Raw genomic sequence first — 12,736 nt, 5'->3', positions numbered from 1 at the left:
CACCGCCGTTACGGGGAACACCTGTTGTACGCGCTGGAGTTGGCGGATCGTTCCGTCATGGAGGCGTGCCCCGGGGCGGCGGGCGGAGCGGGCGCCTACCGCGCACATGCCCAACGCCCGTACTTTTCCGGCCTGTACGAGGTCCGCCATCGCGCCCCAGGTCTCCTCGACGGGGACCTCAGGGTCGGCGCGGTGGAGTTGGTAGAGGTCGATCACGTCCGTCTGGAGGCGGCGCAGCGACGCGTCGCACGCGCGTTTCACGTAGCCGGGGCGGCCGTTGGCCACGATGTGCTGTTCGCCGACCAGCAGGCCGACCTTGGTCGACACGAACGCGTCCGCGCGCCGCTCCTTCAACACCCGCCCCAGCAACAGCTCGTTGGTGAACGGGCCGTACATGTCGGCGGTGTCCAGCAGTGTCACCCCCAGGTCGAGCGCCCGGTGCACGGCCCTGACCGACTCGTCGCCCCGCCGCCGCGACCCGCTGTAGGCCCAGTGCATCGGCATGCAGCCGAGTCCGACGGCCCCCATCGCGAGCGCCCCCGCGCCGATCGTCCTGCGCTCCACCTGCTCGTGACCTTCCTTCTTCTCGCACCCCAACCTAACCTCTACGCGCGCGTGGCCCTGACATAGCCTCCTGACCATGACTGTTGACGTGTGGCTGCCCATCCCGCCGGAGGAGATCGAAGGGCTCCCCGAGGGGCCCAACTACCTGTTCTGGGACGGGGGTGAGGACGGCGGGCAGGCGTTCCCCGGTGATCCCGCCGACTGCGTCCTATACGTAGTGCCGTACATGAAGCGTCAGCCCGTGAAGACGCGGCCGCTGGAGCAGATGCGGAATCTGCAGGTCATCCAGACGCTCACCGCCGGCATCGACGACATGACCGCGAGCCTCTCGTCGATCGCCCCGGGGGTGCGGCTGTGCAACGCGCGCGGAGTGCACGAGGCGAGCACCGCCGAGCTCGCGCTGGCCCTGACGCTCGCCTCGTTGCGCGGTATCCCGGGGTTCGTGCGGGCGCAGCAACAGGAGCACTGGCAGGGGGACTTCCACCCGGCGCTCGCCGACCGGTCCGTCCTCATCGTCGGCTACGGGGCGATCGGGTCCGCCATCGAGGACCGGCTCACTCCCTTCGAGCTCGCGCGGGTGGCGCGGGTGGCGCGCTCCGCGCGTGCCACCGCGCGCGGGCCGGTGCATCCACTCGCCGAACTGCCCGCCCTGCTCCCGGAAGCGGACGTCGTCATCCTGTCCACGCCCCTGAACGAGAGCACCCGTCACCTGGTCGACGCCGAGTTCCTGGCCCGGATGAAGGACGGGGCGCTGCTGGTCAACGTGGCCCGCGGTCCCGTCGTCGACACCAAGGCGCTGCTCGCGGAGCTGGAAACCGGCCGTATCACCGCGGCGTTGGACGTGACGGATCCCGAACCGCTGCCCCAGGGGCACCCGTTGTGGCACGCGCCCGGCGTGCTGATCAGTCCCCATGTCGGCGGGCCCACCTCCGCGTTCCTGCCGCGCGCGAAGCGTCTGGTTGTCGACCAGTTGGGACGATTCGTGAACCGGCAGCCGCTGCGCAACGTGATCCTTACGACAGGCGAAGCGGGGAACTAGCAACGACAGGGCGGTAATCCGCTTCCGGCACCCTCCGCAACCTTTCGGAAGCGGGGTGTGCACGCATCTCCGCTGGTCGTTACGGAGCGTAGAGGAACTATGTCCCTGAGTGACGAGACTGGTGTATCGTCCCGGCAGGGGCTGCGCCGCGCACCGTTCGGCGCCGGGGATGGACATTTCAGACTGTGAGGGGGGCGACGGGCGATGCACGGCCTATGGACGAGCGATCCGACGCGGCGGGGCCGCCGACGGCGACCCTGGCGCACCGCCGCGCGCAGCCGCGGCCATCACGCCGGCCACTGCGGTCACGACGGTCATGGCGGCCGCGGCGGACATCACGGCAGCCACAGCCATCACCACCGCAGGCCCAACAGCCGCCGCAGGCACGCTCATCCGGCGCACCGGGGCCCGCGGGACCCGGGAGCGACGCGGACCGGGAGGGCCCGGTGAGTTCGCCACCGTCTCCGACGACCACCCTCAATGGGGCGCTCCGGGACCGGACTTCACCCGGGGTGCGGCAGCCACGACCGCCGGCGGCCGGCGGCACGTGGAGCCTGGTCCAGCAACTCGTCCTGGCCCTGGTGTGCGCGGGATACGCCGTCGGTTCCGCGCTCGACTGGGGTTCCCGCGAAGTCGCCCTGATCATGGGTGACTTCGGGCTCAGCGCGGCGGCCGGTACCGCCGCCGTCTCGTGCTTCCTCTACGCGCGCAGCCGCCGTATCCGCTTTCGGCCCGCCTGGCTGCTGTTCTCGCTCTCCTCGGCGATGGCGGCACTGGGCAACGGAGTCTGGGGGTGGTACGAGGTCGTGCTGGAGCGGACCGTCCCCAGCCCCAGCTTCGCCGACCTGTTCTTCCTGTGCTTCGCGCCGCCCGCCATCGTCGGACTCCTCGTGCTCGCCAAACGGCCTGTCACCAAGGCCGGTTGGATCTGTCTGGCGCTGGACGCCTGGCTGATCGGCGGCTCGCTGCTCACGCTGTCCTGGAGCCTCGCGCTGGCCCAGGCCGCCAAGTTCGACGGGCCGAGCGTGGCCCACACCGCGCTGTCGCTGGCGTACCCGCTGCTCGACATCGCGCTGGTCAGCATGGTGCTCGCGCTGCACTTCCGGCGCTCCTCGGTCAACCGCACCGCCGTGAACACCGCGATCGGCGCGCTGGCCCTGACCGTGATGTGCGACGCCCTGTTCACCTCGCCGCTGCTCCACAACAACTACCACTCGGGCCAGTTGCTCGACGCGGGCTGGTTCGCCGGCTCGCTGCTCCTCGCGTACGCCCCCTGGGCCGCGCCCCGGCACACCCAGCCCGAGGACGACGGGCACACGCGCGTGGTGCACGAACACCGGCCAGGACAGCGCACCGGCATCCCGCCGCAGGCCTCCGCGCACGGCGCCGACCAGGGGCGGTATCCGGCCACCCGGCCCATCGCGGGTTCGCTGGCAGCGCTCACCCCGTATCTCGCCGCCGCCGTCTGCACGTTGGGGATTCTCTACAACGTGCTCAACGGCCGCAGCCCCGACCGCGTGGTGCTCATCACCGCGGGCTGCGTGGTCCTCGCCCTCGTGGTGCGCCAGGGCATCATGCTCATCGACAACATCACCCTCACCCAGGAGCTGGCGCAGAAGGAGAACCACTTCCGCTCCCTGGTGCAGGGCTCCAGCGACGTCATCATGATCGCCGCCCCGAACGGCATCCTCCGCTACGTCTCCCCGGCCGCCGCGGGTGTCTACGGCAAGGCCGCGGAGGAGCTGGTCGGGACCGAACTGGCCTCGCTCATCCACCCGGAGGACCTCGGCTGTGTGGTGCACGAAGTGCGCCGCTTCCTCACCGCGAACCCCTACGAGGAGTCCACGACCCGCATCGAGTGCCGCTTCCGCTCCGGCGACGACGGCTGGCTCAACGTCGAGTCGACGGTCAACCGCCACCACGGCGGCCTCATCTTCAACAGCCGGGACGTGACCGAACGGGTGCGCCTCCAGGCGCAGTTGCAGCACAACGCCGAGCACGATCCGCTCACCGACCTGCCCAACCGCGCGCTGTTCACCAAACGCGTCCAGCAGGCCCTCTCCGGCCGCCGCTCCACCGACCGCGGCACGGCCGTCCTCTTCATCGACCTCGACGGCTTCAAGGCCGTCAACGACACCATCGGCCACCAGGCCGGGGACGAACTCCTCATCCAGGCCGCCCGCAGACTGGACGGCGCGGTCCGGCACGGCGACACCGCGTCCCGGCTCGGCGGCGACGAGTTCGCGGCCCTGATCGTCGGCGACGGCACCCGGGACCGCACCGCCCGCGAGCGGCACATCATGGAGCTCGCCGACCGGCTGAGAATCACCCTGTCCCAGCCGTACCTCATCGACGGCAACGATGTCCGGGTCGCCGCCTCCATCGGCGTCGCCTTCGCCGAACCGGGCCTGGGCGCCGGGGAGTTGCTGCGCAACGCGGACCTCGCGATGTACCGCGCCAAGGGCGCCGGCAAGGGCCGCGTCGAGCTGTACGCACCGCAGATGCAGCAGGACGTCGTACGGAAGGCGGAGCTGGCCACGCGGCTGCGGGCGGCGCTGCACGACGGCGAGTTCGCGCTGCTGCACCAGCCCGTGGTGTCGCTGGTGGACGGCCGGATCGCGTCGGTCTCCACACAGGCGCGCTGGCGGTCCTCGCAAGGAGTCCTGTTCACGCCGGCCGAGTTCCTGCGGGTGGCCGAGGACAGCGACAAGACCGCCGAACTGGGGCGCTGGATGCTGGAGGAGGCCGTAGAACAGGCTGCCGAGCGCACGGCGACCGGGCTCGCCGTGTCCGTCGCCGTGCGGATAAGTGCCCGGCGGCTGCTGGACAAGTCGATGCCGCTCGGCTCGATCGAGGCCCTGCTGACCCGGCACGGGCTGCCGTCCGGTTCGCTGGTGATCGAGCTGTCCGACACCGACCCGAGGATCTCCCTGGACGAGCTGGAGCGCCGTCTGACCGCGCTGCGGCGCCTCGGCGTCCGGATCGCCCTCGACGGCTTCGGCAGCGGCTACGCGGCCATCACGACGCTGCGGCGGCTGCCCGTCGACGTACTGAAACTGGACCGCAGTCTGGTCGAGGGCGTCGTCGAGTCCGCGCGGCTGCACAAGATCACCAGCGGGCTGCTGCGGATCGCCTGCGATCTCGGGCTGCAGTCCGTCGCCGACGGCGTCGATCTGCCGGAACAGGTCGTCGCCCTGCGCGCGATGGGCTGCACGCACGGACAGGGCATGGCCTTCTCCGCGCCGCTGGACGAGTACCGGCTGCGCCGGGCCCTGTCGCGCGGCCACTATCCGGTGCCGCACGGCCCGGCCGAGCCCGCGTTCGCGGGGGCCGCGAGAGAACTGCAGGGGCGCGTCGGCGCCGACGGTGCGAGCACGCGGAGGCCCGAAGGGCTGAGCACGGTCGTGCCCTCGACACCGACTGTGGCGCCCCGGAGGTGAACGGGCAATGAAAAGGGGCCTGGGGGTGTACACCAGTGGTGTGCCCGCGGTTTTCGGCGGCGGAACGGCCCTCCGCTCACATAATGAGACTCCCGTCCCACCCACTTGACAGTGGATGCGTGCCGGGGGGAGGGTCAATGCCATGCGCACCCGAATTCTCGTACTTGGAAAGCGCGTCGGCTGAAGCTGGTGACGTCCGGACGGACCCGGAACTCCCAGCGACCGCACCCGGCGCGCTCCCCTCGCTTGCCTCACGGCACGAGGGGTTTTTTGTTGCACAGGATCCAGTCGTGCAGCAGTAGAACCCCGCACAAACCTCGCAAAAACCCTCAGCATCGAGAAGAGAATGACGATGACCGAGCAGGCCACCGGGGCCCATCCGCAGCCGCGGCCCCGATCCGGAGGACAGCAGTCCGCCCCCGAGCACGTCACGGGCGCGCAGTCCCTCATCCGCTCTCTTGAGGAAGTCGGGGCCGACACGGTATTCGGCATCCCCGGCGGTGCGATCCTTCCGGCGTACGACCCGCTGATGGACTCGACGCGGGTGCGTCACGTCCTGGTCCGCCACGAGCAGGGCGCGGGCCACGCGGCCACCGGTTACGCGCAGGCCACCGGCAAGGTCGGCGTCTGCATGGCGACCTCCGGGCCCGGCGCCACCAACCTGGTGACCCCGATCGCCGACGCGCACATGGACTCGGTGCCGCTCGTGGCGATCACCGGGCAGGTCGCGTCCAAGGCGATCGGTACGGACGCCTTCCAGGAGGCGGACATCGTCGGCATCACGATGCCGGTCACCAAGCACAACTTCCTGGTCACCCAGGCCGAGGACATCCCGCGCGTCATCGCGCAGGCCTTCCACATCGCCTCCACCGGCCGCCCAGGCCCGGTGCTGGTCGACATCGCGAAGGACGCCCTCCAGGCGAAGACCACCTTCTCCTGGCCGCCGGTCATGGACCTGCCCGGCTACCGCCCGGTGACCAAGCCGCACGCCAAGCAGATCCGCGAGGCCGCCAAGCTGATCACCGCCGCGAAGCGGCCCGTCCTCTACGTCGGCGGCGGCGTCCTCAAGGCCCACGCCACCGCCGAGCTGAAGGTCCTCGCAGAACTCACCGGAGCGCCCGTCACCACCACCCTGATGGCGCTTGGCGCATTCCCCGACAGTCACGAGCTGCACGTGGGAATGCCGGGCATGCACGGTGCGGTCACCGCCGTCACCGCGCTGCAGAAGGCCGACCTGATCGTCGCCCTCGGAGCCCGCTTCGACGACCGCGTCACCGGCAAGCTGGACAGCTTCGCCCCGTACGCGAAGATCGTCCACGCCGACATCGACCCGGCGGAGATCGGCAAGAACCGCGCCGCCGACGTGCCGATCGTCGGAGACGCCCGCGAGGTCATCGCCGACCTCGTGCAGGCCGTGCAGAAGGAGCACAGCGAGGGCCACACCGGCGACTACAGCGCCTGGTGGAAGGACCTCAACCGCTGGCGCGAGACGTACCCGCTCGGCTACGAGCAGCCCGACAACGGCTCGCTCTCCCCGCAGCAGGTCATCGAGCGCATCGGCCAACTCGCCCCGGAGAACACCATCTTCGCGGCGGGCGTCGGCCAGCACCAGATGTGGGCCGCGCACTACATCCAGTACGAGAAGCCGGCGACCTGGCTCAACTCCGGCGGCGCCGGGACGATGGGCTACGCGGTCCCGGCCGCGATGGGCGCCAAGGCCGGAGCGCCGGACCAGACGGTCTGGGCGATCGACGGCGACGGCTGCTTCCAGATGACCAACCAGGAACTCACCACCTGCGCCCTGAACAACATCCCGATCAAGGTCGCCATCATCAACAACGGCGCCCTCGGCATGGTCCGCCAGTGGCAGACCCTGTTCTACAACCAGCGCTACTCCAACACCGTGCTGCACAGCGGCCCGGAGGCGGACGGCAAGCAGCCGAGCGCGGGCACCCGCATCCCCGACTTCGTCAAGTTGTCGGAGGCGATGGGCTGTTACGCGATCCGCTGCGAGTCCCCCGACGACCTCGACAAGGTCATCGAGGAGGCGAACTCGATCAACGACCGCCCCGTCGTGATCGACTTCATCGTCCACGAGGACGCCATGGTGTGGCCGATGGTCGCCGCCGGCACCTCGAACGACGAGGTCATGTTCGCCCGGGACGTCCGCCCCGACTTCGGCGACAACGAAGACGACTGAGCGAGAGAGACGAAAGAGAAATGTCCAAGCACACGCTCTCCGTCCTGGTGGAGAACAAGCCAGGTGTCCTCGCCCGGATCACCGCCCTGTTCTCCCGGCGCGGCTTCAACATCGACTCCCTCGCCGTCGGTGTCACCGAACACCCCGACATCTCCCGCATCACGATCGTGGTGAACGTGATCGAGGCACTCCCGCTCGAACAGGTCACCAAGCAGCTCAACAAGCTCGTCAACGTGCTGAAGATCGTCGAGCTGGAAGCCGGATCGGCCGTTCAGCGCGAACTCGTTCTGGTGAAGGTGCGCGCCGACAACGAGACGCGCTCCCAGATCGTCGAGATCGTCCAGCTCTTCCGCGCCAAGACGGTCGACGTCTCCCCGGAGGCCGTCACCATCGAGGCCACCGGCTCCAGCGACAAGCTGTCCGCCATGCTCAAGATGCTGGAGCCGTACGGCATCAAGGAGCTGGTCCAGTCCGGCACGATCGCGATCGGCCGCGGCGCCCGCTCCATCACCGACCGCTCGCTGCGCGCGCTCGACCGGTCCGCGTAACCCTCGTAGAAGATTCATCTACGACCGGAAACGGGCGGCCGACAGCAGCCGGCCGCCCGCATTCCGAGACCCGGAGACTTCCCCTCCCGCCGCCGTCATACGGTGGGACGCAACACCTGCACACCAAGGAGAGAACCCAAAGTGGCCGAGCTGTTCTACGACGCCGACGCCGACCTGTCCATCATCCAGGGCCGCAAGGTCGCGGTCATCGGCTACGGCAGCCAGGGCCACGCCCACGCGCTGTCGCTCCGTGACTCCGGCGTCGACGTGCGCGTCGGTCTGCACGAGGGCTCCAAGTCCAAGGCGAAGGCCGAGGAGCAGGGCCTGCGCGTGGTGACCCCGTCCGAGGCCGCCGCCGAGGCCGACGTCATCATGATCCTCGTGCCGGACCCGATCCAGGCCCAGGTCTACGAGGAGTCCATCAAGGACAACCTCAAGGACGGCGACGCGCTGTTCTTCGGCCACGGCCTGAACATCCGCTTCGACTTCATCAAGCCCCCGGCCGGCGTCGACGTCTGCATGGTCGCCCCCAAGGGCCCGGGCCACCTCGTGCGCCGCCAGTACGAGGAGGGCCGCGGCGTTCCGTGTATCGCGGCCGTCGAGCAGGACGCGACCGGCAACGGCTTCGCGCTCGCGCTGTCGTACGCGAAGGGCATCGGCGGCACCCGCGCCGGCGTCATCAAGACGACCTTCACCGAGGAGACCGAGACCGACCTGTTCGGTGAGCAGGCCGTGCTCTGCGGTGGTACGGCCGCGCTGGTCAAGGCCGGTTTCGAGACGCTGACCGAGGCCGGCTACCAGCCCGAGATCGCGTACTTCGAGTGCCTGCACGAGCTGAAGCTCATCGTCGACCTCATGTACGAGGGCGGCCTGGAGAAGATGCGCTGGTCCATCTCCGAGACCGCCGAGTGGGGCGACTACGTCACCGGCCCGCGCATCATCACGGACGAGACCAAGGCCACGATGAAGCAGGTCCTCGCCGAGATCCAGGACGGCACCTTCGCCCGTGAGTGGATGGCCGAGTACCACGGTGGCCTGAAGAAGTACAACGAGTACAAGCAGAAGGACGCCGACTCCCTGCTGGAGAGCACCGGCAAGCAGCTCCGCAAGCTGATGAGCTGGGTCGACGAAGAGGCGTAAGCCTGAAGGGCCGAGGGGCCGGAGCGAGTGCTCCGGCCCCTTTGTCCAACCCGTCCAGCCTCGGACGGGTGATCCTTCCGCAGAGGCGTAAGACGACTGTCGGAGCGCCACTACACTGCCGTACTAATACGCGTCAGGCCCACAGCGTCGTGCGTCTCCGCGGCTAGCCCCTCCACCGCCTGCGGCCGTCGGGACGGCCGTCCGCACGCAATGGACTTGTGAGGACTCACGTGAGCTCGAAACCTGTCGTACTCATCGCTGAAGAGCTGTCGCCCGCGACGGTGGACGCCCTCGGCCCGGACTTCGAGATCCGGCACTGCAACGGCGCCGACCGGGGCGAGCTGCTCCCCGCGATCGCCGACGTGGACGCGATCCTGATCCGCTCGGCCACCAAGGTCGACGCCGAAGCGGTCGCCGCCGCACGGAAGCTGAAGGTCGTCGCACGAGCCGGCGTCGGCCTCGACAACGTGGACGTCTCCGCCGCCACCAAGGCCGGCGTGATGGTCGTCAACGCCCCCACCTCGAACATCGTCACCGCCGCCGAGCTGGCCTGCGGTCTGCTGCTGGCGACCGCACGCCACATCCCGCAGGCCAACGCCGCACTGAAGAACGGCGAGTGGAAGCGCAGCAAGTACACGGGCGTCGAACTCGCCGAGAAGACCCTCGGTGTCGTGGGTCTGGGACGCATCGGTGCCCTCGTGGCGCAGCGCATGTCCGCGTTCGGCATGAAGGTCGTCGCCTACGACCCCTACATCCAGCCCGCGCGGGCCGCGCAGATGGGCGTCAAGATCCTCTCGCTGGACGAGCTGCTCGAAGTCTCCGACTTCATCACCGTGCACCTGCCCAAGACCCCCGAGACGGTCGGTCTGATCGGCGACGAGGCGCTGCGCAAGGTCAAGCCGACCGTGCGCATCGTCAACGCCGCGCGCGGCGGGATCGTCGACGAGGAGGCGCTGTACTCCGCGCTCAAGGAGGGCCGCGTCGCCGGCGCCGGGCTCGACGTGTACGCGAAGGAGCCCTGCACGGACTCCCCGCTGTTCGAGTTCGACCAGGTCGTCTCCACCCCGCATCTCGGCGCCTCCACGGACGAGGCGCAGGAGAAGGCCGGCGTCTCGGTCGCCAAGTCGGTGCGCCTCGCGCTCGCCGGTGAACTCGTTCCCGACGCGGTGAACGTCCAGGGCGGCGTCATCGCCGAGGACGTCAAGCCGGGCCTGCCCCTCGCCGAGAAGCTCGGCCGCATCTTCACCGCCCTCGCGGGCGAGGTCGCGGTCCGCCTCGACGTCGAGGTCTACGGCGAGATCACCCAGCACGACGTCAAGGTGCTCGAACTCTCCGCGCTCAAGGGCGTGTTCGAGGACGTCGTCGCCGAGACCGTGTCGTACGTCAACGCTCCGCTGTTCGCGCAGGAGCGGGGGGTCGAGGTACGGCTGACGACCAGCTCCGAGTCCGCCGACCACCGCAACGTCGTCACCGTGCGGGGCACGCTCGGCAGCGGCGAGGAGGTCTCGGTCTCCGGCACGCTCGCCGGCCCCAAGAACCTCCAGAAGATCGTCGCGGTCGGCGACTACGACGTCGACCTCGCGCTCGCCGACCACATGGTGGTGCTGCGGTACGAGGACCGGCCCGGGGTCGTCGGCACGGTCGGCCGTGTCTTCGGTGAGGCCGGGATCAACATCGCGGGTATGCAGGTGTCGCGGTCGGTGGCCGGGGGCGAGGCGCTGGCCGTGCTGACGGTCGATGACACGGTTGCCGCGAATGTGCTGGCGGAGGTTGCCGAGGAGATCGGGGCGACGTCCTCCCGCTCGGTGAACCTGGTCTGAGGCTGAGGTGGTGCTGGGGGCTCCGCCCCCAGACCCCCATCGGCCCTGAAGGGGCCTCGTCCTCAAACGCCGGACGGGCTGGACAACCAGCCCGTCCGGCGTTTTTTGTGCCCGTGTGTCCTCTCAAGCCGAGACCTTCTCCTGTTCCGGTACCGCCAGGCCCCGCAGGGTCCGTGCCGCCGCGAACGCCGCCCCCAGGAGCAGCACCGCCCCGGCGATCGCCGCGCCGTGCATGCCGTCGGTGAAGGCCTCGCGGGCAGTTGCGATCAGGGCGTCTCCCGTGCGCCCCGGCAGCCGGCTGGCGACGGCCAGGGCGCCGCCGAGGGTTTCGTGGGCCGGGGCGGGGGCCGAGGTGGGGATGTCGTGGCGGTAGATCGCCGTACCGATGGAGCCGAGGACGGCCATGCCGAGGGCGCCGCCGAACTCCGCGCCCGTTTCCATCAGGGAGGAGGCGACGCCCGCCTTCTCCACCGGGGCGCTGCCCATCGCGAGGTCCATGATCTGGGACATCACCATGACGATCCCGGAGGCGAGGACACCGGCGGCGGCCAGGACCAGCCAGAGGGAGTCGGTGCCGGTGAGGGCGAGCATGCCGTAGCCGCAGGCGGCGATCGCGAAACCGGCGGTGACTACGTAGGCGCGGTCAACTCCCTTCTGGACGAGGGTGGTTGCGAGCGGGGCCGCCATGCCGATCGGTACCGAGGGGAGCAGGGCCCACAGGGCCGCCTCCATCGCGCTCTTGCCGAGCACCGACTGCAGGTACTGCGTGGTGAAGAAGGCCGAGCCCAGCATCCCGAAGGCGCAGAGGAGGTTGAGGACCACGGAGGGGGTGAAGCCCCGGGCGCGGAAGAGGGTGGGGTCGATCATCGGGGAGGCGGTGGTGCGCTGGCGGTGCACGAACAGGGCCGCGAAGAGCAGGCCCACGGTGATCGAGACGGCGTACTGGACGTGCCAGCCCTCGGAGGGGATCTCCTTGAGGCCGTAGATCACGGGCAGGACGCCGGCCATCGACAGGGGGACGCTCGGCCAGTCGAAGCGGCCGGGGGCGGGGTTCTTCGACTCGGGGAGCAGGAACGGGCCGATCAGGAGCAGCAGCGCCATCGCGGGGAGGTTGACCAGGAAGACCGAGCCCCACCAGAAGTACTGGACGAGGACACCGCTCATCACCGAGCCGAGCGCGACACCGGCGGTCATCACGCCGGACCACAGACCGATCGCCTTCGCGCGCTGGCCGGGGTCGGTGAACATCGTGCGCAGCAGCGCCATCGTCGAGGGCATCAGGGTGGCGCCGCCGATGCCGAGGACCGCGCGGGCGGCGATGAGGGTCTCGGCGCTGGTCGCGTAGGCCGCGATGACGGAGGCGGTGCCGAAGGCGGCGGCGCCGATCAGCAGGAGCCGACGGCGGCCGATGCGGTCGCCGACCGAGCCCATCGTCATCAGCAGTCCGGCCAGGACGAAGGCGTAGATGTCGAAGATCCACAGCTGCTGGGTGCCGCTGGGCTCCAGGTCCGCGCTGATCGCCGGGATGGCGAAGTAGAGGACGGAGACGTCCATCGAGACCAGCAGGAGCGGCAGCATCAGGACGCCGAGTGCGGTCCATTCCCTGCGTCCGGCACGGGAGTTGGGGGCGTTCGCGGGGTTCGTCGAGCTCGTCGAGTTCGTCATGGCAGTGAATGTACGCGCGTCTTAAACGCTTGTCTAGAACGTTTGTATAGGTCATGCGTCTAGGACGGTTGTATGGAATGGGCGGTACGGTGTGCGGCATGGGACACCGTGAGGATCTGCTCGAAGGCGCGAAGCGCTGCCTGCTGGAGAAGGGGTTCGCGCGCACGACGGCGCGCGACATCGTCAAGGAGTCGGGGACGAACCTCGCGTCCATCGGCTACCACTACGGCTCGAAGGACGCGCTGCTCGCGCAGGCGTATCTCGCGCTGGTGGAGCAGGCGTCCGATGCCTTCGAGGGGGGCGGGGGTGCGGAGCTGGGG

The 12,736-nt window shown here is 69.6% G+C and carries 9 protein-coding genes; 7 read left to right on the top strand and 2 right to left on the bottom strand.

Features of this window, described 5'->3' with window-relative positions; all coding sequences use genetic code 11:
• Nucleotides 1-564 (bottom strand): aldo/keto reductase (locus AC31A1_RS34025; protein ID WP_489657004.1); only part of this gene is annotated, 564 nt, incomplete at its 3' end.
• A 76-nt stretch (nt 565-640) separates the two neighbouring features.
• On the opposite strand from AC31A1_RS34025, the gene AC31A1_RS34020 reads away from it, so the two are divergent.
• The 6 genes from AC31A1_RS34020 (at nt 641) to serA (ending at nt 10,751) form a co-directional block, all read left to right on the top strand.
• Entirely contained in the window at nt 641-1,603 is a 963-nt protein-coding gene (locus AC31A1_RS34020) for a 2-hydroxyacid dehydrogenase (RefSeq protein WP_489657003.1), read from the top strand.
• A gap of 446 nt (nt 1,604-2,049) precedes the next feature.
• A complete protein-coding gene (locus AC31A1_RS34015) occupies nt 2,050-5,043 on the top strand; it encodes a putative bifunctional diguanylate cyclase/phosphodiesterase (RefSeq protein WP_489657002.1) in 2,994 nt (997 codons plus the stop codon).
• Nucleotides 5,044-5,389: 346 nt separating this feature from the next.
• Nucleotides 5,390-7,243, top strand: a complete 1,854-nt coding sequence (locus tag AC31A1_RS34010) for an acetolactate synthase large subunit (RefSeq protein ID WP_489657001.1) — start codon at nt 5,390-5,392, stop codon at nt 7,241-7,243.
• A 20-nt stretch (nt 7,244-7,263) separates the two neighbouring features.
• Nucleotides 7,264-7,791, top strand: coding sequence for an acetolactate synthase small subunit (gene ilvN / locus AC31A1_RS34005; protein ID WP_033282732.1), 528 nt, complete (start codon nt 7,264-7,266; stop codon nt 7,789-7,791).
• 141 nt (nt 7,792-7,932) lie between these two features.
• Nucleotides 7,933-8,931: a ketol-acid reductoisomerase gene (gene ilvC / locus AC31A1_RS34000; RefSeq protein WP_019058578.1), complete on the top strand. Its 999-nt coding sequence runs from the start codon at nt 7,933-7,935 to the stop codon at nt 8,929-8,931.
• A gap of 230 nt (nt 8,932-9,161) precedes the next feature.
• Nucleotides 9,162-10,751, top strand: a complete 1,590-nt coding sequence (gene serA, locus AC31A1_RS33995; protein WP_489657000.1) for a phosphoglycerate dehydrogenase — start codon at nt 9,162-9,164, stop codon at nt 10,749-10,751.
• Between the two features lie 123 nt (nt 10,752-10,874).
• On the opposite strand, the gene AC31A1_RS33990 is transcribed toward serA, so the two are convergent.
• The gene (locus AC31A1_RS33990; protein WP_489656999.1) at nt 10,875-12,416 is read right to left on the bottom strand and encodes an MFS transporter; all 1,542 of its coding nucleotides are present in this window, start codon (nt 12,414-12,416) and stop codon (nt 10,875-10,877) included.
• A 98-nt stretch (nt 12,417-12,514) separates the two neighbouring features.
• On the opposite strand from AC31A1_RS33990, the gene AC31A1_RS33985 reads away from it, so the two are divergent.
• Nucleotides 12,515-12,736, top strand: a 222-nt coding sequence (locus tag AC31A1_RS33985; protein WP_489656998.1) for a TetR/AcrR family transcriptional regulator, incomplete at its 3' end; no start/stop codon positions are given.

This window comes from Streptomyces sp. P5F9, from assembly GCF_057961495.1.
This window is presented reverse-complemented; position numbering and strand designations above follow the sequence as displayed.